Source organism: Mesorhizobium sp. WSM3868 (assembly GCF_002294785.1).
Classification (GTDB): domain Bacteria; phylum Pseudomonadota; class Alphaproteobacteria; order Rhizobiales; family Rhizobiaceae; genus Mesorhizobium.
On the sequence record NZ_NSGB01000014.1, the window covers coordinates 103,517 to 124,994 of the forward strand.

Annotated in this window: 22 protein-coding genes; 10 read left to right on the plus strand and 12 right to left on the minus strand. The window is 63.4% G+C overall.

What is annotated here, in order from left to right; genetic code table 11:
- Nucleotides 1–7: 7 nt before the first annotated feature.
- From CK221_RS21370 to CK221_RS21390, 5 genes are all read right to left on the minus strand, one after another.
- The gene (locus CK221_RS21370) at nt 8–844 is read right to left on the minus strand and encodes a DMT family transporter (RefSeq protein WP_095779155.1); all 837 of its coding nucleotides are present in this window, start codon (nt 842–844) and stop codon (nt 8–10) included.
- Complete coding sequence (locus tag CK221_RS21375; protein WP_095779156.1) at nt 841–1,419, minus strand: TetR/AcrR family transcriptional regulator; 579 nt, start codon at nt 1,417–1,419, stop codon at nt 841–843. The genes CK221_RS21370 and CK221_RS21375 overlap by 4 nt, the downstream gene beginning before the upstream one ends.
- 202 nt (nt 1,420–1,621) lie before the next feature.
- The gene (locus CK221_RS21380) at nt 1,622–2,074 is read right to left on the minus strand and encodes a hypothetical protein (RefSeq protein WP_066995767.1); all 453 of its coding nucleotides are present in this window, start codon (nt 2,072–2,074) and stop codon (nt 1,622–1,624) included.
- Between the two features lie 110 nt (nt 2,075–2,184).
- A complete protein-coding gene (locus tag CK221_RS21385) occupies nt 2,185–2,547 on the minus strand; it encodes a DoxX family protein (protein WP_095779157.1) in 363 nt (120 codons plus the stop codon).
- Nucleotides 2,548–2,571: 24 nt separating this feature from the next.
- Nucleotides 2,572–2,994, minus strand: a complete 423-nt coding sequence (locus tag CK221_RS21390; protein ID WP_095779158.1) for a VOC family protein — start codon at nt 2,992–2,994, stop codon at nt 2,572–2,574.
- A gap of 180 nt (nt 2,995–3,174) precedes the next feature.
- On the opposite strand from CK221_RS21390, the gene CK221_RS21395 reads away from it, so the two are divergent.
- The gene (locus CK221_RS21395; protein WP_095779159.1) at nt 3,175–3,930 is read left to right on the plus strand and encodes a helix-turn-helix domain-containing protein; all 756 of its coding nucleotides are present in this window, start codon (nt 3,175–3,177) and stop codon (nt 3,928–3,930) included.
- 24 nt (nt 3,931–3,954) lie between these two features.
- Here the strand turns inward: CK221_RS21395 and CK221_RS21400 are convergent, their stop codons facing one another.
- From CK221_RS21400 to CK221_RS21410, 3 genes are read right to left on the minus strand one after another with little or no spacing between them, the layout of a single operon-like run.
- On the minus strand, nt 3,955–4,803 hold the full coding sequence (locus tag CK221_RS21400; protein ID WP_066995759.1) for a 23S rRNA (adenine(2030)-N(6))-methyltransferase RlmJ: 849 nt from the start codon (nt 4,801–4,803) through the stop codon (nt 3,955–3,957).
- Between the two features lie 7 nt (nt 4,804–4,810).
- On the minus strand, nt 4,811–5,434 hold the full coding sequence (locus CK221_RS21405; RefSeq protein WP_066995755.1) for a hypothetical protein: 624 nt from the start codon (nt 5,432–5,434) through the stop codon (nt 4,811–4,813).
- Nucleotides 5,435–5,446: 12 nt separating this feature from the next.
- Complete coding sequence (locus tag CK221_RS21410) at nt 5,447–6,091, minus strand: TetR/AcrR family transcriptional regulator (RefSeq protein ID WP_245430695.1); 645 nt, start codon at nt 6,089–6,091, stop codon at nt 5,447–5,449.
- Nucleotides 6,092–6,227: 136 nt separating this feature from the next.
- Here CK221_RS21410 and CK221_RS30830 point away from each other — a divergent pair, with 136 nt between their 5' ends.
- The 4 genes from CK221_RS30830 to galE all read left to right on the plus strand — a co-directional run bounded on the left by CK221_RS30830 (nt 6,228) and on the right by galE (nt 9,678).
- Nucleotides 6,228–6,431 carry a hypothetical protein gene (locus CK221_RS30830; RefSeq protein WP_245430696.1) on the plus strand — a complete coding sequence of 68 codons (204 nt, stop codon included), beginning with the start codon at nt 6,228–6,230 and terminating at the stop codon, nt 6,429–6,431.
- Between the two features lie 15 nt (nt 6,432–6,446).
- On the plus strand, nt 6,447–6,695 hold the full coding sequence (locus tag CK221_RS30835) for a carboxymuconolactone decarboxylase family protein (RefSeq protein ID WP_348628444.1): 249 nt from the start codon (nt 6,447–6,449) through the stop codon (nt 6,693–6,695).
- Nucleotides 6,696–7,483: 788 nt separating this feature from the next.
- On the plus strand, nt 7,484–8,545 hold the full coding sequence (locus CK221_RS21420) for a UDP-glucuronic acid decarboxylase family protein (RefSeq protein WP_095779160.1): 1,062 nt from the start codon (nt 7,484–7,486) through the stop codon (nt 8,543–8,545).
- Nucleotides 8,545–9,678 carry a UDP-glucose 4-epimerase GalE gene (gene galE / locus CK221_RS21425; RefSeq protein WP_095779199.1) on the plus strand — a complete coding sequence of 378 codons (1,134 nt, stop codon included), beginning with the start codon at nt 8,545–8,547 and terminating at the stop codon, nt 9,676–9,678. The genes CK221_RS21420 and galE overlap by 1 nt, the downstream gene beginning before the upstream one ends.
- Nucleotides 9,679–9,868: 190 nt before the next feature.
- Here the strand turns inward: galE and CK221_RS21430 are convergent, their stop codons facing one another.
- The gene (locus CK221_RS21430; RefSeq protein ID WP_245430698.1) at nt 9,869–10,360 is read right to left on the minus strand and encodes a DUF995 domain-containing protein; all 492 of its coding nucleotides are present in this window, start codon (nt 10,358–10,360) and stop codon (nt 9,869–9,871) included.
- Between the two features lie 489 nt (nt 10,361–10,849).
- Here CK221_RS21430 and CK221_RS21435 point away from each other — a divergent pair, with 489 nt between their 5' ends.
- The 3 genes from CK221_RS21435 to CK221_RS21445 are packed head-to-tail and all read left to right on the plus strand — an operon-like array spanning nt 10,850 to nt 13,864.
- Complete coding sequence (locus CK221_RS21435) at nt 10,850–11,767, plus strand: lysylphosphatidylglycerol synthase domain-containing protein (RefSeq protein WP_095779161.1); 918 nt, start codon at nt 10,850–10,852, stop codon at nt 11,765–11,767.
- 5 nt (nt 11,768–11,772) lie between these two features.
- Nucleotides 11,773–12,849, plus strand: coding sequence for a glycosyltransferase family 2 protein (locus tag CK221_RS21440; protein WP_066995901.1), 1,077 nt, complete (start codon nt 11,773–11,775; stop codon nt 12,847–12,849).
- Between the two features lie 31 nt (nt 12,850–12,880).
- Nucleotides 12,881–13,864 (plus strand): NAD-dependent epimerase/dehydratase family protein, encoded by a 984-nt coding sequence (locus CK221_RS21445; RefSeq protein WP_095779162.1) that lies wholly within the window; start codon nt 12,881–12,883, stop codon nt 13,862–13,864.
- 28 nt (nt 13,865–13,892) lie between these two features.
- On the opposite strand, the gene CK221_RS21450 is transcribed toward CK221_RS21445, so the two are convergent.
- The 3 genes from CK221_RS21450 to CK221_RS21460 all read right to left on the minus strand — a co-directional run bounded on the left by CK221_RS21450 (nt 13,893) and on the right by CK221_RS21460 (nt 18,034).
- Entirely contained in the window at nt 13,893–16,307 is a 2,415-nt protein-coding gene (locus CK221_RS21450) for a sulfatase-like hydrolase/transferase (protein WP_179295182.1), read from the minus strand.
- A 332-nt stretch (nt 16,308–16,639) separates the two neighbouring features.
- Nucleotides 16,640–17,380, minus strand: a complete 741-nt coding sequence (locus CK221_RS21455; protein WP_095779164.1) for a sulfotransferase domain-containing protein — start codon at nt 17,378–17,380, stop codon at nt 16,640–16,642.
- A gap of 138 nt (nt 17,381–17,518) precedes the next feature.
- Nucleotides 17,519–18,034, minus strand: coding sequence for a hypothetical protein (locus tag CK221_RS21460; protein WP_245430699.1), 516 nt, complete (start codon nt 18,032–18,034; stop codon nt 17,519–17,521).
- A gap of 232 nt (nt 18,035–18,266) precedes the next feature.
- On the opposite strand from CK221_RS21460, the gene CK221_RS21465 reads away from it, so the two are divergent.
- Nucleotides 18,267–20,948 (plus strand): DUF6212 domain-containing protein, encoded by a 2,682-nt coding sequence (locus CK221_RS21465; protein WP_095779165.1) that lies wholly within the window; start codon nt 18,267–18,269, stop codon nt 20,946–20,948.
- Between the two features lie 238 nt (nt 20,949–21,186).
- Nucleotides 21,187–21,477, plus strand: a complete 291-nt coding sequence (locus CK221_RS21470) for a hypothetical protein (RefSeq protein WP_127215833.1) — start codon at nt 21,187–21,189, stop codon at nt 21,475–21,477.
- Nucleotide 21,478: the final 1 nt, after the last annotated feature.

Below are 21,478 nucleotides of genomic sequence, written 5' to 3' on the forward strand. Positions count from 1 at the left end.
GACGCCGTCAGGGTCGGTAGCCGAGGCAGATCGCGCCCAGCGCGACGACGGCACAGGCTCCGATACGGCGCGGCGTCAACTGCTCGCCGAGGAAGAAGCGGCCGATGAAGGCCGCGAAGACGACACTGGTCTCACGGATGGCGGTGATCGGCCCGGCCGGCCCCTGCGCGAAGGCGGCGACCACCGCGCCATAGGCCAGCAGCGCGAATAGACCGCCGCTCAAGGCCTTGCGTGTTTCCGGCGCACGCAGGTCGACAGTGAGCCTGCCGCGCAGGCCGACGAAAGCCGCCGGCAGCAGGGCACCGTAGATCAGCAGTACCCAGGCGGTGTAGGCGGCGCTGTCGCCGGCGACGCGCACGCCGATCGCGTCGACCGTCGCATAGGCCGCGATGATGACGCCGGTGGCCAACGCGTAGGGGATCGATGTCACTGAGGCCCTGCGCCGCCCGACAGACAGACCCATAATGCCGCCGGCGACCAGCGCGACGCCGATGAGTTCCGGCGCGGCGAGCCGCTGGCCGGCCAGCAGGAAGCCGCCGAGCGCCACCAGCAGCGGCACGCTGCCGCGCACGATCGGATAAACCTGCCCGAGCTCGCCATAGCGGTAGGCGGCAACCAGGAACACGCTGTAGCCGACCTGAAGGACGGCCGACAGCACGACATAGGGCCAGGCAGCCGCAGCCGGCAGCGGATGGAAGAGCGCCAGGACAATAGCAGCGGCAGTGCTCGAGAAGCTCATGACTGTGACCGTCCACAGCCTGTCGGCCCCGGTCCGTAGGAAGGCGTTCCAGCTGGCATGCAAAATGGCCGCGGACAGCGCGAGCCCAACGACCGTCGCGTTCATTGGGGGACCCGCGCGCCGGCGAGGATGGCGGAAGCCGCCTTGCGCGCATTGGCGATGGCGGCATCAGCCTCCCCCATCTGGGCCATCAGCGTCGCGCCCTCGATCAGCATCAGCAGCGCCGTGGCGACGCCCTCGGCCCGCTCCGGCGGCATCTCTTCTTCCAGGATGGCGCGCAGGCGCGCCCGCAAACCCTTCTTCTGGCGGCTGGCTGCCTTGAACACCGGATGATCGGGATCGCCGAACTCGGCGAGCGCGTGCGCGAACAGGCAGCCGTGGAAATCCGGATCGCGAAACCAGCGTTCGTGCCAGTCCAGTATCGTGAAGATCTTCGCTTCCGCCGTGTCCGCCGACGCGGCCAGCCGGTCGAGTTGGCGTTCGAAACGCGCCGCGCGGTGCTCCAGCACCGCGACGATTAGATCGTCCTTCGCCGGGAAGTGGCGGTACATCGTCATCTTGGCGATGTCGGCCTCGGCGATAATGCGATCGATGCCGGTGGCGTGGAAGCCGTCGCGCTTGAACAGCGAATACGCGGTGTCGACGACATGCTGGCGTTTGGCGGAAGGCGATGAGGGCATTATGTCGCCGTGTGATGAGACAGGTCTGTCTCTTTTTAGGCGACAGTTCGACAGTTGTCAATCGGCAGCCAATTAGCCGATTTGCCTTCCGGCGATGGCCGGCAAGCTCACAATATTCGCGATGGGACTGATGCCATCGACGGGCCGAACGGAGTGGCCTGCGACCTAAAGGCCGCGGACCAGTGAATGGATCTGCGGCTTCTTACCGAAGCACGCGGCAGCGGCCGTTATAAACCATCCAGCGGTCGAAGCCGGAGACGCAGAACTCGACATTGTCGCCGATCGAGGCGAAGCCCTGGCCTTCCTCGATCAGGTAGAAGATCGAGCGGTCGCGGCCGTCCGACAGGCTGACGGTGGCGCGGCAATAGTGCCGGCCGATCGGCCATCTCTCGGTCGACGGCAGATAACGATGCAGGCGGATGTTATGGAAATCGGTGATCGCGACATCCGGCAGGTGCGGCACATGATGAACCTGATAGCTGAAGCGATCGGTGATCTTGCTCAGCACCCAGGCCTCGCCGCAGACGCTGCCGTCATCCTCGGTTAAAACGGCAAGGTCGGCGGCCTGCGCTGCCTGGGTGAAACCAAGCGACGTGCCAAGCGGCGTCAGAAGCGAAATCAGCGCGGCAAGGGCGGAATGGGCGAAGCGAGTCATGACAGCCTCTCAAGGTCGGTTGCACGCACTGTGCGGATTCGCTTGACGGCGGTCAAGCGGTTGTGAAGACAATGGTTTCCCAAATCATCGTTCCAGATGCGGTCCGGCTGTCAGACGGTTCCCGCCACCAGCAGTCCGCCGACGACGGCCAGGTTGATCAGGAACGCGTTGCGCAGCACCTGCCGCTCCGGCTCTTCGGACTCCCAGAAGCGCAGCAGCGCGACGTTCGTCGCCAGCGTGAACAGGACAAGCGCGCCGGCGGCGAAAGGCACGGCACGGCCGAGCGCGAGCATCAGGCCGGCGACGACCTCGAGCGCTGAGCCGGCTGCCAGCATGACAGCGGGAGCCGGAAACTTCCGGCTCGCCAGATAGTCGCACACAGCCTTGAATTTCAGGAAGTGCTCGATGCCGACGAAGACGAACACGCCGCCGATGAGAAGCGCGCCTATCGCCTGAACGGTATCGATCGACATGTCGACCTCCTGCAGGTTTCCGGGTCAATCCTTCGGGATGAAAGCGGGGTTGTAGACGACTTCCCAGAGATGATCGTCGGGATCCTGGAAATAGCCGGCATAGCCGCCCCAGAAGGTCTTTTGCGCCGGCTTGGCGACGCGGGCGCCGGCCTTGACGGCCTCGGCCATCGCAGCGTCGACCTCGGCCTCGCTCGACACGTTGTGGCCGATGGTGAACTCGGTCGGACTGCGGCCGCTCTGCGGCACGGTGGCGTCGAGGGCGATGCTCGCGCGCTCGAAGATCGCGAATTTCAAGCCGCCGGCAAGCTCGAAGAAGGCGACGGCGCCGTGCTCGAACTCGCGGCCGATGATGCCCTCGGTCGGCAGGCCCAGGCCGTCGCGGTAGAATTTGAGCGACGCCTCCAGATCGTCGACGCCAAGGGTGAAGACGGTGATGCGAGCTTTCATTTCTGTCACTCCCTTCTATATTCGTCACCACATGGCGACCGGATGCGGCGCAGCGAAGGCGCTGGACGCGCCAAGAGGCTGCATCCGTTTTGCCACGGCGGAAGCGACCCGCATTGAAGATTTCGGCCAAAATGGCCGAAGCGGATCCGCCAGAGGACGCCGAAGCAGATCGGAGAAGATATGGAAGCGGTCCTGGCGCAGACCACCGGCTTCTTTCGGGAACGGCCCGCCCCGCGAGGCCTGGCCGGCGCCTTCTCCGCCGTCTGGGTGCATCGCATGGCGAAGCAGGACGTCCCGCCAATCGTCATCACGCCAGACGCGACCATCGATCTGCAATGGATCGAAGGTCGCTTCCGCGTGGCCGGACCGGACAAGGAGCCGCAGATCGAGCGCCTTCCCCCCGGGTCGGTGATCATCGGCTTCCGCTTCCGGCCGGGCGCGGCCGCCGGGTGGCTCGGCGTGCCGGCCGGCGAAATCGTCGGCGGGCGGCTGAGCCTCCAGGACTTATGGGGTACGCGTGCCCGCGAACTGTCGGATCGCGTCAAGGCCGCGCCCGACCTCGCCGGCATGGTGCGGCAGCTGGAGAATAAAATCGGCGCGCATACAGAGGGGCGCGATGCGCTCGATGCGCTGATGGGCAGGGCCTTCGAAGTCATTGATGAAGGCCTGTCGCCGGAGACGCCGCTGGTTCCCTGTCTGCTCAACCGCCTCAACATGAGCGAGCGGACGCTGCGCCGGCGTTTCGAGGACGCTTTCGGCTATGGTCCGAAGACGCTCGACCGCATCCTGCGCTTCCACCGCTTCCGGCGCCTGCAGCGACGGCATAGCGATGCCTCGACCGCGCTGCTCGCCATCGAGGCCGGCTACGCCGACCAGGCGCATCTGATCCGCGAAACCCGGCGGCTGACCGGCGTGACACCCTCGGCGCTGGCGTAGCTCAATCTTCGGCTGGTCCCGGTCTCACTCACCGGCCAGCCATTCGATCGTCCAGCGCGACGGCTGTTCGACGGCAAGCGCTCCATGCAAGGCCGGCAGCATCACCCGCAATTCGGCCTCCAGCGTGAAGGGCGGGTTCACCACCACAAGGCCGCTGCCGTCGAGGCTCGGTCCGCTCGAGGCCGGCCGGATCTCGAAGCCGATGTCGAGCAGTTTTGGAATGCCTGTCTCCTTCAGCGCGGCACGGAAGGCGGCGACCGCCTTGCGATCCTTGATCGGATACCAGAGCGCGTAGATGCCCCCCGGCCAGCGCCGGTGCGCTCGGCGCAGGTTCTCGACGAGACGCTGGAACTCGCCCTCCTCCTCGAAGGGCGGATCGACAAGCACGAGCCCGCGCTTTTCCTTCGGCGGCAGATGCGCGCCGAGCGCCAACCAGCCGTCGAGCTCGATCACCCTGGTCTGGATGTCGCCGGCGAAGACGGCTTTGAGCCGCGCAGCGTCCTCGGAATGCAACTCGATCGCCGTAAGCCGATCCTGCTTGCGCAGGAGATGGCGCACGATCAGCGGTGAGCCGGGATAGCGGCGGAGACCGCAGTCGGGATTTTCCAAGCGCACCGCTTCCAGATAGGGCTGAAGCAGCGCGGCCGTCCGAGGCTCGAGCGCGGCCTCGGACATCCGGCCGATGCCGCCCTGCCATTCACCCGTCTTGCCGGCCTCCACCGACGCGAGATCGTAGCGGCCGATGCCGGCGTGAGTGTCGATAACGCGAAAGGCCTTGTCCTTCTGCTTCAGATACTCGACCAGCCGGCTGAGCACCGCGTGCTTGACGACATCGGCGAAATTGCCGGCGTGGTAGGCGTGGCGATAATTCATGCCGCCTTCACCTTTGCGAACCGCCGCGGCCCCAGCGCGGCGGCGGGGGCTGCGAGTTGGGATTCTGCGGCGGCTTGTTGCCGCGCCCAAAGACCAGCGAAAGCACCAGTCCAGCCAAGCCGACTCCCATCAGCGTGTAACCGGCCGGCTGCGCGCGTTCGTCGACCGAGCCGGTGCCCGCACGCAAGATCAGGTCGACGGCGCGCATGTCGATCCCGTCCGCATCGCCCGGACCGACAGTGAAGACGTAAGCGCCCGGCGTGACCGTCTCTATCACACCGGCCTCGTCGCGAAAGATCTTGTCGGGCAGCTGCGGGCTCACCTGGCGTGGATTGTCGGTGTGGTTGAAGGAGAGCGTCGAGGCGAGCGCCGTGCGGCCGCCGCTTGCCGCGGTCAGCGTCAGCACCGTGTGCTGCTGCGAGGCGACGCGCTCGGCACGCGCGGTGAGGTCGACCAGCACGCGGACAGGCGCGTCGCGCGCAGCGAGCCGTACGGTCGCCGGCCGGAAGCGGCCGCCCTCGTAGACGCGCCAGGTGCCGATCGCATGGCCGGAGAAATTGCTCATCGCCCAGGGATAGAAGACCCCTATGGCAGCGCCGGCGATGAGCACAAGAACCGAGAGGAAGCGCATTGAAAGCCCTGGTTAGAGTTTCTTGCGGGCGCGATCGCCACTTTTGGCGGCATCGTCCCGGGCAGCGTCGCGAATCCGCTCCATCTCGTCCAGAAACATCTCCAGGCCAAGCTCGAAAGTCTTGTCGAAACCGCTTGTGCCAAAATAAGCCGCGGCCGCCACGACACTGGGATAGTCGCGCTGCAATTCTTCGTCGCTGACCGTGGTGACCGCCGACGGCCCCTTGGCGTAGCCGGCGGTCTCGTCGAGGATCGCCCCCATCAGATAATAACCGGCGGCGCGGAACAGACGGGCGCTGAGCTCAGGTCCGAAGCCGCCATCCTCGAACAGGCCGATGATGGCGTTCAACTTGGCGAGGCAGGGCGGCGAGTTCATGCGATAGACGACGATGAACGGCGCGAAGGCCGGATGCTCCGTCGCCACACGCCGGAATTCCTGCATACCGATGCGCGCCCGCTCACGCCAAGGAAGGCTGTCATCGGGGATCACGAGCCCGCTCATCTGGCGATCGACCAGCGCCTCGTAGAGATGCGCCTGCGAGGGAAAGTGATGGTAGATGCTCATCGCCTCGCAGCCGAGCCTGGCGGCGAGCTTGCGCATCGAGAAGCCGGAGAGCCCTTCCCGCTCGATCACCTCAAAGGCCGCGTCCTCGATCATCTCGCGGGACAATTTTCCGCGGGTTCGGATTTTCTTGCTCGGTGAGTCCATGGCGCCGCTTGACAACTTACACTGTAAGGTTCATGTTCCAGATCACCTTACACCGTAAGGCTAACAAAAACCAGAGGAGAACACCATGCCTGTCATTCGCATCATCTCAAGCGCGCATTCCTACCTTCGTTCCGCCTCGCTGCTCGCCGCTATCGCGTTCACCGCGGCCTTGACCATGCCTGCCGGCGCGGACGACTACGACGCCGCCATCAAGGACATCCAGTCGACCGTTGGGGGCGTGCCCGGCTTCATGAAGCAGTTCCCGAAAGCCGCTCTGCCCGGCGCGTGAGCAGAGGTCAAGGCCATCGAGCTCAGCGACAAGACGGCGCTGCCGCCGAAGGTGAAGTCGCTGATCTCGCTGGCGGTCGCGGCGCAAATCCCCTGCAATTATTGTGTCTGGTCGGACACCGAGAACGCCAAACGCGCCGGCGCCACCGACGAGGAGATCCAGGAGGCAGTCGCCTTGGCGGCCTTGACCCGCCACTGGAGCACCATCTTCTACGGCATGCAGGTCGACTTCGCCCAGTTCAAGAAGGAGATGGGCGGAGAATAAGGAGGGGCAATGAGGAGTAGAAACGGGAATGCACGGCGTCCAGTTGTCCAACCTGCGCTACTCCTTGTTGATGCACCTCAGAGTGGTGGCGATGCCGGGAGGCCATCTCGGCGTGCCGGACAGCACGGCTGCGGAACCGTCGTCACCACGGCCGCCTAGCCCCGATCAATTCGGAAAGCGCGTTTCGCAGACAGGCCTACAGGCTCGCCAGATCTACCTGTTGGCGAACTAAGATATACTTGCGCAATTTTCTAGCCCGAAAGACCGGCCGCAAGAAATGCCAGAGCCCGAGAGACGACGCCAGACGCGTTCCTTGTCCTTTCACCTTGAAGCCTTCCGCCCCTAACGCTCGACAAGCTTTGCGTAGGCCGCGGCACGCGATGCTTTACCGCGGGAAAACCGGCCGGAACCGACCCCTTCTATGACTCAAAGGCGCGCCTGCCTACGCTTACAGTTAACCAACCGCAAAAGACTGAAGTTAATGAATCCCTAAATTAGTTGACTATGCCGCGCACAGGTATATCTTTCCATACGTTGGGTGTGCAATTTGGGCGAGCAGTCCGCGGTGGTGGCAACCATGTTCGTGGATCGCGACTTAGGGGCAAAGGGACGCTGAGCGGCAGCACATAAGCCGTACGGCAACGACCCCGCTTACTCAGACAAAACACATCGTGTTTTTGGCGACTTCGCGCATGCGGAGGGGATCGCCATGATTTCACCTGGTCGGGCAACGCTGTTGCCCCGGCCCGGAACGACGATGCGTGGGTGGGTGCGAGTATGAGGTCGCCATGGGTAGGGTCATCAAAGTTCTGAAGCTGGACACCAAGCCGGGACGGAGGCGTGCCGATCAAGGACGCGCGCTGGTCGCCGGCGGAGCAGGATTTCTGGGTTCTCATCTGTGCCAAAGGCTGCTTGCCGATGGATATGAAGTCATCGCGCTGGACAATTTCCACACGGGCAAGCGCTACAACCTGTCAGCGATAGCGCGTGACGCGACTTTCACCTGCATCAGGCACGACATCGTCGAGGAACTGCCGACGGACCTTGCTGTCGACGAGATCTACAATCTCGCCTGCCCGGCTTCTCCGCCGCATTATCAGGCCGATCCGATCCACACCTTCAAGACCAGCGTGCTCGGCTCGATCAACCTTCTGGAGCTCGCGCGGCGACACAACGCCAAGATCTTCCAGGCGTCGACTTCGGAGGTCTATGGCGATCCGCTGGTGCATCCGCAGCCCGAAGGTTACTTCGGCAATGTCAACACGCACGGTCCGCGCTCCTGCTACGACGAGGGCAAGCGCTCAGCCGAGACGCTGTTCTTCGATTACTCGCGGACATACGGCATCGATGTCCGCGTCGCGCGCATCTTCAACACCTACGGTCCGCGCATGCGGCCCGACGACGGCCGCGTGGTGTCGAACTTCATCGTCCAGGCGCTGCGCGGCGACGACATCACCGTCTACGGCAGCGGCGCGCAGACGCGCTCCTTCTGCTTCGTCGACGACCTGATCGAAGGCTTCGTGCGCCTGATGAACGCCGGCGTGGCCCCCCAGCACCCGGTCAATCTCGGCAACCCCGTCGAATTCACCGTCATGGAATTGGCCGAGTTGGTCATCGACTATACGAATTCACGCTCACGCATCGTGCACAGGCCGTTGCCGGTCGACGACCCCAGGCAGCGCAAGCCCGATATCTCGTTTGCCAGGCAGCATCTCGGCTGGGAGCCGAAGGTTGCGCTGAGCGAAGGCCTCGCCCACACCACTGCCTATTTCGACGCCGTCCTGGGCGGCCGCCGGTTCATCGCCCCGCGCGCCGTCCAGGCATCAACGGCCAGGGAGGCAAGGGCATGATGACCCGCCGCCCCGTTCTGGTGACGGGTGGCGCCGGCTTCATCGGCAGCCATGCCTGCAAGCTGCTGTCGGCGGCGGGCTACTTGCCGGTGGTCTACGACAATTTGAGCCGCGGCAACGACAAAGCTGTCGCCTGGGGGCCGCTGGTCGTTGGCGACATCCGCGACCCCGAAGCGTTGCGGCGGGCGATCGAGACTCACAGACCACAGGCGATCATCCATTTCGCCGCCCTTGCCTATGTCGGCGAGTCGGTCAGCGCGCCGGCGGATTACTATGCGACCAATGTCGGCGGCACCATCGCCGTACTGGACGCCGCGCGGGCAAGCGGCATCGACAAGGTGATCTTTTCCTCGAGCTGCGCGACCTATGGCGTGCCGGAAGCATTGCCGGTGAGCGAGGCCTCGCCGCAGAAGCCGATCAGCCCCTATGGCCGCAGCAAGCTGATGGGCGAAGAAATCATTAGGGACTATGCCGCTGCCTATGGAACGAGATACGCGATCCTTCGCTACTTCAACGCCTGCGGCGCCGATCCCGAAGGCGAGCTTGGCGAATGGCATACTCCCGAAACCCACCTCATTCCGAGGGTGCTGATGGCGGCGTCCGGCATGATCGAGACGATCGAGGTCTTCGGCGCCGATTACGAGACGGCGGACGGCACATGCGTGCGCGACTACATCCACGTCAGCGACCTCGCGCGCGCGCATCTCATGGCATTGATGCATCTCGAGGCCGGCGGCGACAGCCTGTCCGTCAATCTCGGCACCGGCCGAGGCATCTCGATAAAGGAAGTCCTCGAGGCTGTCGGCCGCATCACCGGCCGGCCGGTCCCGGTCGCCTACAAACCGCGCCGGCCCGGCGACCCGGCCGGGCTGTTCGCCGATCCCAGCCTTGCACAAGAGCAGTTGGGCTTCGTGGCGGAATTTTCCGATATCGACACCATCGTCAGGACGGCAGCGCCCTTCTTCGGGCTGCGGCCGGCCCTGAAGCCGAAGGCTCTCAAAGCGTCCACCGACGTCTCGCGCGCGAAGCGCGCGCCGCGCGGCATGAACGCCGCGGAAAAACGCCAGCCTGCACGGCTGGCAGTCGTCCCTGTGAGTACTGTGTCGGGGCGTGGGCTCGCTGAGCTGGGTTGAGGGCTTGTCTCAGCGAGCCTCTTAGATTTGATCCGCCGGGACAATTCTGAGCGGAAACTGCTAGAGCAATTCCAGGACGTGCGCAGCGGCTTCCGTCCGGAATTGCGTGAGCAAAGAGATAGAGCGGTTCGGCGTTTCCGTGAAACGGCCAGCCGCTCTAGGCATCTTTCTGGACGTGCGCCAGCAGCGACTAACTCTTGGGATCGACCAGCTTGCGGGCCTTTTCGAAATCGACGCTCCTGGTATCGCCCGCCTGAATTTTCTTGAGCTCGTCGGCCGAATTGTCCGAAGCGTGCCTGAAGCTGTACCACCAGCCATCCGGATCCCTCCGTTGCTGGACGGTCCCGTTCAGGACGCGATGGCTGAAACAGGTGCGGATGGGCTGTGCCGTATAGGCCGTGGACCGCCACACGAGATCCATGCACATCTTGCCATCATTGCTGAGATGCCATGTGCCTTCGGCGAAGGACGTTGAACCAGGCTTTGACGTCCAGGCACGCATGCGCCTGTCCTGGGCGAAATAGGCGGCTCCATCCTCCCAGTTCCAGGTGCGGTCGGCATAGAACAACTGCAACTCAAATGCCGTCGGCGTGGTGCCTGCTTGTGCCGCTGCCGGGGACCCGGCGGCGGCTGCGTGAGCAACGCCGGACAGCGTCGCTCCACCGCAGAGGAGCAGAAGCATCAGGTCCGCGCGCCGCGCGGAACGACGGCACCTCACGCTCCGCGCTGGTCTGGACGGCAATATTTTTCGAACTGCAGGAATGATGAGCGATAACATGTCGACGACGCCTTTCGATCTGGCGTCACTACCCAGATTGGGTATTCGATCCCAATGCGCAGCTACCGCCCCCACGTGATATTAACTGCCGCTCGAGGAATGGTGTCAACCTTCCCGTCGCAGCGAGCCAGGATCGCCCGCGAACGGTGATTGCGGCCGCGCCAAAGCTTGTGGATGGGCAAGCCGCTGGTTTATAGGATCGGCCGCTTATGATGGAGCAGAAACGTTGAACGGGCCGGCGACCACGGAAGGGCTCGGAATCTTGGCGCCTCGCCAGGCCATTGGAAGCCGGCAAGGGAGCCGGCGGCCTGGAGCCGTCCCCTTCCGTGCGCCCGATTTCGAAATCGAAGCAATTACCCGGAGTGCGGCGGTCGGCGCCATTCGGAGAACTGGTTGAAAAAAGCATTCTCGATAATCGTCACCCTGGCGCTGCTGGCCTGGCTTGCGGCAGACTCGCGCTGGAAGATGGTGGGCGACGCCTTCGCCAGCATCACGCCCGGCGCCTTCGCTGCGGTGACGCTGGCGCTGTTCGTCACTTATGTGCTGCGCGCGCTGCGGGTCTGCGACGAGTTCCGCGACGAGGTGAACGGCCGCTTCGGCGCCTGCCTGCGCGTCATCCTCATTCACAACGCCATGATCAACGTGGTGCCGTTCCGCGGCGGCGAGACCGCTTTCCCGCTGCTGTTGCGGCAGGTGTTCGGCATCTCGATCGTGCGCGCCGGCGCTTCGCTCCTGTGGTTCAGGCTGCAGGACGCCTTCGTCGTCGGCGTGCTCGCGTGCCTGGTGTGGCCCGGTCTTCACCCGGCGCTCAGGGCCGCGGGAATAGCAGCGCTGATTGCCTCCGCCTGGTATCTGCCGCGCTGGGCGCGCGCGCCGCATGACTGGGCCGGGCGCGGCAGCATCGTGTCGAAACTCGGCAAGCTGCGCGATATCTTCACCGAGGCCACGGGGCGCTCCCGCTACGGCTGGTGGTGGACGGTCGCCAACTGGACGCTGAAGCTTGCCGTGCAGGGATGGCTGCTCGCCATGCTGCTCGGCACCTCCTTCCAGACTGCCTTTCCCGGCGCCGTCGGCGCCGAGGCCGCCGCCATCCTGCCGGTGCAGGGCGTCGCCGGCTTCGGTACCTACGAGGCGGGAGCCGCGGCCGCACTGCTTTATTCCGGCATCGCCATGAAGGACGGGCTGCAGGCGGCGCTGGCGCTGCATCTGTTCATCCTCTGCTCGGCCGTTGCCACCGGTGCGATCGCCTGGCTGTTTCCCTCGAAATCGACGCTGCCGGAGACGCCGGCTACGGGACCCGCAAGGAAATGACCGCCATGGACATGCTTCCCATTCCTCAGTCGGGGCTGCCTGCCGGTGCCGTCATGCCCGAGCACCAGCTTTCCATCGTCATCCCGATGTATAACGAGGCCGACAACGTCGAGCCGCTGATCGTGCGTATCCACCAGGCGATGGAGAACTACAGCCAGCCCTGGGAAGTGGTGCTGGTGGACGACGGCAGCACCGACGCCACGCCGAACGAAATTCGCCGCCTGGCGGCCGAATACGGTGCGCATGTGCACGCTGTGGAGCTGGTGCGCAACTTCAAGCAGACGGCGGCCATGCAGGCCGGCCTCGACGCTGCCCGCGGCGATGTCATAGCGACGCTCGACGGCGACCTGCAGAACGATCCGTTCGACATACCGCGCATGGTCTATCGACTGCTGACCGAGGACCTCGACCTCGTCGCCGGCTGGCGCAAGAACCGCCAGGAGGGTTTCTGGATGCGCCGGCTGCCGTCACGCATCGCCAACTCGCTGATCGCGCGCGTCACCGGGGTTCGGCTGAAGGACTATGGCTGCAGCCTCAAAGTGTTCCGCGGCAGCGTCATCCGCAGCGTCAGGCTCTATGGCGAAATGCATCGCTTCATCCCGGCCTGGTTGGCGACGGTGACGACGCCGCGCCGTATCGCCCAGGAGGTGGTGACGCATCACGCCCGCATCCACGGCCAGTCGAAATACGGCATCTCGCGCACCTTCCGCGTGGTGCTCGACCTGGTCTTCATGTTCTTCTTCATGCGCTACCGCACCAGGCCCGGCCATTTCTTCGGCGGCATCGGCATCGTGTTCGGCGTGCTCGGCTCGCTGATCCTTGCCTACCTGTTCAGCTTGAAGGTGTTTTTCGGACAGGACATTGGAACGCGCCCGATGCTGTTCACCGGCTTCTTCCTGGTCATCGCCGGCCTGCAGATGGTAACGTCGGGCGTGCTCGCCGAGATGCTGTCGCGCGTCTATCTCGAGGCGAATGTTTCGCTCGCTTATGTGGCGCGCCCGCAGCCCGCGCCTGGCGAAGGCGATGGCTGGCGTTGGCCGAGCCCGCCCGCGCAAGCCAAGAAAGCCCCGAGACGGAAATGATCCCGCCCCTGCCCTCATCCGAGGTCCGCGCATGACCATCCTTGTGACCGGAGCCGCCGGCTTCATCGGCAGCCATGTCTGCGAGCGCCTGCTCGCCCGCGGCGACGCCGTTGTCGGCGTCGACTGCATGAACGCCTACTACGACCCGGCATTGAAGGCGGCACGGCTCGCCAGGCTTTCCGGCCGGCACGGATTTTCGTTCCGCCAACTCGACATAGCCGAGCCGGGCGCGCTGGCGGCGAATCTCGAGGGAACGCTGCTGAGCGGCATCGTGCATCTCGGCGCCCAGGCGGGCGTGCGCTATTCGCTCGAAAATCCGCGCGCCTATATCCACGCCAACATCGCCGGCCACCTGGAGGTGCTGGAGCTCTGCCGTGCATCGCCCGAGATCAAGCATCTGGTCTATGCCTCGTCGAGCTCGGTCTATGGCGGCAACACCAAGGTGCCGTTCGTGGAAACCGACCGCGTCGACAATCCGGTGTCGATCTACGCGGCGACCAAGAAGGCGGACGAGCTGATCAGCTCGACCTATTCGCATCTCTTTGGGCTGCCGCAGACGGGCCTGCGCTTCTTCACCGTCTATGGCCCCTGGGGACGACCGGACATGGCGGCCTGGATCTTCACCGAGGCGATGCTCTCCGGCAAGCCGATCCGCGTCTTCAATCACGGCGAGATGTGGCGCGATTTCACCTATGTCGACGACGTTGTCGAGGGCGTGATTGCGGTTCTCGACAAGCCGCCGGCGGCCGGCCGCGAGCGCCACCGCATCTACAACATCGGCAACAGCCAGCCGGTGCATCTCGGTCGCTTCATCGAGACGCTGGAAGGGCTGCTCGGCGTGAAGGCCATCCGTGAGGATCTGCCCATGCAGCCCGGCGATGTCGAGAAGACCTTTGCCGACACCAGCGCGCTAGAGCGCGACATCGGCTTCAAGCCGAAAGTGCCGATCGAGGAAGGACTGGCGAAATTCGTCGACTGGTACCGGCGGGAATGGCGGCCGGAGGGCAAGCTGTAAAGCGAGGCGCTGCCGCCGATGCCCTGCCCTACATGCATCCTTCGATAAACGGACCGCTGACCCATAGCGAGCCGTTGGTATACATGGCGGTTCCGCTGTCGTCGGTGTAGCCATGGGATTGCTCGTCGACGTGCAGCTTGCCGTTGGGCACAAGCTGCCCGTTCACTTTGATGGTCTTGATGAAAAGGTTGCGATCGCCGGGCCGGCCGTCTCCGGCCCACTGGTCGTTGACATAACGAATTTCGATCGTCTTTGGATTGGGCACGCCGTTAAGGTCGATGTGGAACGGTTGCGCCTCGACGGCCGCCTCCGTCAGTTCCGCCACGCGCTGCTCGCCTGTCGAGGCCTTGCTCTCCCTGCCCTGGACGGCGATCTCACCAAGGCGCTTGCCGTCGGCGAAGACGTCGAAGCGAGGCTGACCCTGGTAGTCGGTGCCGGCCGCGTCGATCTCCAAGCTTGTGGCTGTGCAGTGCCCCGCGTCTCCGGCCGCGTTGGCGACAAGTGTGGCTATGCGCCGCTTTTGCGATTGCACCCAGCCGGCAATCGGCTGCAGCAGCGCCGTTCGATCGCTCAAGCCTTCGTCGAATAGGTTCGTCTTTTCGCCGGGATCGGCCTTAAGGTCGTATTCCTCGACCTTGCCGGTGGTAGCGTTGAAAATCACCTTTCGATCATTATCGCGATAACCGAGCAAGGAGCCGGCCCACGGATTGAAGAAGAAGGTCCTGTTTGGCCGTTGCTCGCTGAACAAGCTGCGGCCCTGCCACTGCTCGGGCAATGGCAGTCCCAGTATGTCCATGATCGTCGGAGCGATATCGACGATGCCGCCGACCGGATGCGCGACTTCGTCATGGAAAAGGTGCTTGTTGATCATGATCAGCGGAATGTGGACGTTCTCGTCGTAGATCGCGGTGGCATGGACGTAGTCGCCATGTTCTCCGAACGCCTCGCCATGATCGCCAAGGACGACAACCAGCGTCGAATCGAGCTTGCCGGACTGCTTCAGTGAATCGAGGATTTCACCGAACGCTGCGTCGCCGACCTTCAGGGCGTTGAGATAGGCATTGAATTTTTCGTCATCGACGTAGTGGACCGGCCCGATGTCTTTGGCGGAAGGCACCATCTTCGAGAACATCGGGCTGCCGGTGATGTACGGATAATGCGTCATCGCCGTGAACATGATGCCGAAGAAGGGCTTCTGCGGCTCCTTCCTCATCCAGTCGATGATCATTTGGGCCGTGCAGAGGTCACTGTTATAGTCCATGTTCTTCCACTGCTCGGTACTGAGCTTGAAGGTCGGGGTGGCGCATTTCTGCCCCCGATAGTCCTGGATGACGTCCAGTCCCTTGTTGAGCAGGAACTCGTCCACACGCTGGAAACGGGAATCGGCGCTCCAGAAGAACCCGGTGCGAAAATTGTGCTTGGACAGGGTGTTGGAGATCGTCTCCAGCGGCAGGTACGGATATTTGGCAGTCATCCCGTAGAATGAGATGTCGTTGTACATCGAGGTCAGCAGCGAGAAGATCGAATAGTGCGTGGACGGCGCATGCGCATAGATCTTGTCGAACCGAATGGAATCTCCGGCATAGCTCTTTATGTTCGGCGTGATCGGATACTGGCCGCCAAAGGTCTCGATGTATTTCGACGGCACGGACTCCATCATGAAAATCAGCACGTTCTTGATCGGATTTGGCGTCGGCGCCTTGAAACTTGATGTTTCCGCCGGACGCTCCCCGACGCTGGCGACATCGAGATCATTGCCGCCGGCGCTCATCGCAAAAGTCACCGGCGTCGAACTGAACCACGCCGACTGAACGAAATACACGATAGGATTGTCGACCTTTGATGCTGGCAGCGACTGAGCGCGCACATGATAGCCGCTGCCGACCAGGGCTGCGCCAACGCAAAGAACCAAAGCGATGAGAAATCTCTTGTGGCCTGCGGAACTCAGCCGCTGGCACAAACTGCCCGCGACGTAGCCGAGGGCCAGCACCAGGACGATGGACCCGAAAAGGATCGCGGCATCCCTCACGTTGAGGGCGTCGCCCATCGCGCTCTTGGCGTCGGCATTCTGCAGGAAGTCGCCATAGACCAGCCACTGGAAGGTGAAAGGCTCACCCAGCATCTTGACGAGATTGATGTTGGCAAATCCCCAGCCGAGCGACACCAGGACCACGAGATAGAAAAGGGAGGCGACGGCCGCGGATGCGAGCCGGCTTGACTTTGTAAGGAAGAGCAGGATCAGCGTTGCCGCCGTCACCGATGTGATGAGGATCAGGTCGTAATAGCTTGCCGCCAATCCCATGGGAATGGACGCCAGAGCCCCTTGAAATGTGGTTTGCGGATCGACGATGACGGCCCGGTAGATGCCCAGCAGAAGCCATAACCACAGGCTGGTGCAAATGACGCGCAAGGACGTCCGCGTGAAGCGAAGTTCCTGCGTCAATGCAGGTTTCGTCCTCGATCCCGTCTGGCCGCCCTCGGACCGGCTCGCCGAGCCCATACCGCCGATACTCATGAGATTGCCCACCGCCAGTTTGTGCTCCGGCCAGAAACCACGGCCGGCAGCTTTCAAACCCCGTGCGCAAAATCGGTTCGGGGCAGGAAAGAGTCAACAAAATCAAGTGTGCGTTAACGACGTCTCTTCAGAACTGGTTAACCGCAAACACTGAAAGACAATGGGTTTGCCAAAGGGCCGATCAGCGTTGGAAGCGGCGAGCTTGCGGCAACAAAGAAAGCTGAGACCGTGTTGCGCGCCGACCCGGCTTCATTCCGACGTCAGCCGAACGCGTACAGATCGTCCGTCGAGACTGCCCTGAAATAGGTCACGAATTCCCAGTAATTCTCGATGCGGTCGACGAAAGGCCGCTGCGGCGGCTTCAGGATCTCGGTCTCGAAGTGGTCCAGTCGCTGGGAACCGCCGAGATAGGCAATGATTGCATTGCCAACCAGTGGATCGCCGATATCGCTATAGTGGATCGGGAAATACGGCTGTCGGGTCTCGAACAGCACGGATCTGATCTTTGCGCGAAACAGATTCAGCTCGCGCAGAAACGCGTTAAAACGTTCTATGTCGAAATGCACCTTCTTTCTCGGGCTGTCGGCTGCGAACCGATCGGTGGCATGGACTGTCCATACTCCGGATGCTTCCGCTTCGAGCAGCGAGACGAAGGACGCGATCGGATTCCTGACAAGCCAGAGCTTCTTGACGCTTTCATCTTCCAACACGGGGAGTATGGCCGCGCGCGTCTGGTCGGGAAATATGTGAAAACCGACGAAGCGAGCCGACGGATCGTCGAAGACGCGCGCGATGAACTGCTGCGGCTCGGCATCTCGCAAATCGACCCGATCGCGCGGCAGATCGATTTTCTCGTGATAGTCATGGCGCAAGCCGACGAAGCTCGGATTGAAGATTTCGCCGTGCAGGACCATCCCGTCATATTGGTTGAGATGGCGATTGAGCGCTTGAGAACCGGTTCGTGGCGAAGCGATCAGCACGAACTTCTGACAAGACTGCATTCACGCCACACCCGTTGGAGTTTGCCCGAACATACACAAACGACCTCTCCGTTCAAATGTGAGCGGCCGCTTGAAACGGCAACGGCGGGCGCCCTGAAGCACCCGCCGTCGTCGGTGTCCCAGCACTTGCTGCGGGGTTCAACCGCCGCGCAGGCGCGTTGGGCTGAGGCTCGCAATGGTCGAACGCTGTTCGGCGGGACAAGTCGGCAGGAACCGGCTCGCATCCGCATAGGTCATGGTGGTGACGGAGTTCTTCAGGCCGCCGCGCTTAGCGATCCAGCCGCGAACCCAGCCAGGGTAGTTCTTCATCATGAAGTCGGCCGCGACCTGGTTGCCACGCGCCCCGGCGCCATACGGCAGGTGGAAGCCGAACGATGCGTTGCGCGTGACGCAGAGCTTGCTCTTGGGCATCGCCAGGTAAAGCGTGCAGGCCGAATCGCACGCACCGTTGAAGCGCACGAAGCCGCCGCTGCGGCGCATCTTCAGCATGCGGATGGCATAGTCGATTACATAGCCGCCACGGTCGCCGCTGATCGTCTTGACGTAGCCCTTGCCGAGATTCATGCGCGGACGCAGCAATTGGTCTGCCGAGCTCGTCGAGATCATCGCGCCCGTCAAGGCGAGCGCAGCGAGAAACTTCAATATCGTTTTCATTCGCGCCTCCTGCTATGCCGTGAACGGTTAGCCCGGACGCGTAAAGATTGGTTATGCCGTGTCGATAAACTTGTAACAATCGCTTGATTGCACAGTTGTTTTAGACGCCGCTTGATGGTCTTGGTTTACCGGTGGCGCAGACGGATGATCACTGAAAAGTAAATCCGGCGCGACCAGAAGGCAGGCAGAGCGCAAAAGCGTTGTTAGTGGAATTGCGGTAAGGGAAGCTGCAATGGCGGTCGGAAGCAAGCTGAAGCCGTTGGGGCCGGGTGTTGAACGTCGCCGCATCTGCGTGACGGCGCAAGCGATCCCGCGCGACGCCGACATTGACGACGCGATGACGCCCGGCGAACTTGCAAGGCTCTTCGCCGAAAACGGAGACGACGTCACTCTGCTGTGGGTTGCCGGCCGGGACGTGCCATCCACGGACGAGGTCGCGGCCCGACGGGCGGAGTTTGAGGCCGCCTCGGTCAAACTGGAGGTTCTCGACCGGTCCGACCAGTTGCTTCCCTCGCTGGCGACGCCCGAAAGCCGATCCGCTGCGCTGCTGCATTATCTCGAGCGGTGCAGTTACGATCTGGTCTACGCGCCGCTGGAGGGTGGCCTGCCCTACTTCACCCTGCTCGCGGCTGAGACCGATGCCTTCGCCACGCCGCCGATCGTCCTCCTTGCCCGCGCTCCGCAAGAATGGGCGCATGAAGCCGACAAAACATTCATGGGCAGCACCGAGGCGATCGCCACGGCCTACATGGAAAAGTACTGCGCCGAGATGGCCGACAGGACGGTCTGTGCATCCGCCGCCCTGCGCCAATGGATGCTGTCGAGAGGCTGGAAGGTGCGCAAGGCGACGGTGCTGCCGCCACCGCTTCGGGCCGTCCGGACCAAAGCGCCGCAGCCACCCATCGCGAGCAAGGCGCGTGAGCTTGCCGCCCTGGCCGGATCGCGCTTTCGTGACGGGCTGACGCTGCTCTGCGACGCGCTCGACATCCTCGCGCAATCGGCGCCCGAAGGGCTGACCCTCACCGCGTTCGGTCCATTCGGCAAGATCATGGGCGAGCACAGCGGCGGACTGCTTCTGCGGCGCGCCGAACGTTGGCCGTTCCGGCTCAAGCTGTTGCCGCGCGCGACCCTCGAGGAGAGGCTCGACTACCTCGCACGCAGCGGCGCCTTGGCCGTTGTCCCTAGCCTTGCCGCATCGACCGGCGAGGCCGTTGGCGCATGCACCGCGGCAGGGCTGCCCTTCGTCGCAACCAATGCCGGCGCGAATGCCGAAGCCTGGAAGGCTCAAGCCGGCCAGCCGCCGCTGGTCGAGCCCGACGCGGCGCAATTGGCGGCCGCCATGCTGGCGGCGCTCGAGAAACCGCCCCAGCCACGGCGGGTCGATATGACGGGCCCCTGCCGCAAGGCATGGTTGGATACACGCCATGTGCCCGCTGCCCGGAAGCGCATTCGCAAGCAGCCTCAACCGGCGCCCCTGGTTTCGGTGGTTATGGCGCATCGCAACCGGCCGCTCTATCTCAAACAAGCCATCGAAGCGGTCGAGGCGCAAACCTACGGCACTCTTGAACTGGTGCTGGTCGACGACGGAAGCGACCTGGAAGAAGCCAGGCAATTGCTGGATACGTTGGAACCAGGCTTCCGTAAGCGCGGATGGAGGATCCTGCGCCGGCCGCACAAGCATCTTGGCGCCGCCCGCAATGCCGGCGTGCGCGCCGCGCGCGGCGAACTGATCCTGTTCGTGGACGACGACAATGCGCTTTTTCCGGAAGCCGTCGAGCATTTCGTCCGTGGCATGGCGGCATCGGGCGCGGACATCTGCACGGCCTTCCAATTGCTCTTCTATGAGGATTTCGTGCCCGAGGACCGGGCCGACGGCCTGATCCAGTATCTGCCGTTTGGCGGCCCCGACGCGCTGGGCCTGATCCACAACGTCTATGGCGACGCCAATGCGATGGTGCGCCGGTCGGTTTTCTCGCAGATCGGATTTTGGCTTGAGGATCCCGGCTATGCCATGCACGACTGGGAGTTCTTCGCGCGGGCGTCACTCGCCGGGCTCAAGCTCAGGCCCATTCCAAAGCCGCTCTACTGGTACCGCTCGAAGCCGGACGGCATGTTCCGCACGTCGAATTGGTACGACAACCGCTTGCCTGTCCTGGAGGCGTTGCGGACGCTGCGATCCGATGACACCCGGCTGCTCCACCAAATGGCCATCGCGCAGAACACGGCGCGTTCCGAAGTCGACAGCGCGCGCGAGAACCTGAAATATACGCCTGCCGATCGCAAATATTTGGCTCTCAGCGACCTCGAGCCGAACGGCGAGGAAGCGATCGAGACGCTCGCCGGCATCGCCGCTTCGGTCGGCCGCCACGATACTGCCACCGCCTTGCTTGCAGACGGTCTCGCCAGGCCGCAGCCAGACGCATCAGGCAGAGCCGTGGCGGCCGGCGCTTCAGGCGCGCTCGCTTACGACGCGCTGAGGAGCGCAAGGCTGCTTACGCCGCGCACTGCCGCGCTGCCGTTGCTGCTGGTCGCGCCCGACGGCGGCGTGTTCCTGCGCCCGCATGCGGAGGGTGCGGTCGCCGCATCGATCGATCACCAATTCCCGCCCTTCTTTCGCAGAATAGAGGCCGCCATCGAACTCGCCCATGCCGAGGCTCCGGCAATCGCGTTCGGCCTGGCGCTCGCCCGCCCGGACCGGCCTATAGACTGGCAGCAGGATGTCGGCGCGCAGACAATCGGCTTTTCCGGCTGGATGACGGTCCGCGACAGATTCGTGCGCCACGCCCTGGCGGCGACGGTCAATGTCAGGCGCAAGATGCCGCTTTCGATCGTGCTCGCGGTGCGCTTCGCGGAAGGACCGAACGGTGCTCCGAGCAACGCCTTCTTTCGGACGCTGACGGTGTTCAGCGACTAAAGCAGGACGTTCGAAATCTGAACTCGACATGCTGCCCCGTTCGCCTGTTTTTCGGCGCCGCATTTCTGCGGCCACGACGCGATTCAGCCCCGTCGGCGAGAAATAGCCTTCACAGGCCCAAGCAGCCGCTCAAAGTTAACCATCTCTCAAGCCGATTTCTTCCGCTATGGTTGACAAATTGCTAACAAATCAATAGTATCAACAGCCTATGGGGTGTGTAGTGGCAAGGGTGGGCGTAATGCGTAAGATACAGTCGCTACTTCTGGGCGGACTCAGTCTGCTCGGGTTGAGCGTCGCGTTTTCGAATGCGGCGCAAGCGCAAATCGAAGTTGCTCCAATCAAGGAAGCCGAGCTCGCCTGCGAGCAGGCCCTCAAGATCGGCACCATCGAGGCGCTAGAGGACTACCTGCATCGTTATCCGAATGCGCCAACGGCCTGCAAAGCGCTTGCTTTGAACAGCTTGTCGCAGTTTGCCGGGGGCGGTGGGAACGGCAATGGCGGGGATGGCGGCGGCCGCTACGGCGGATAAT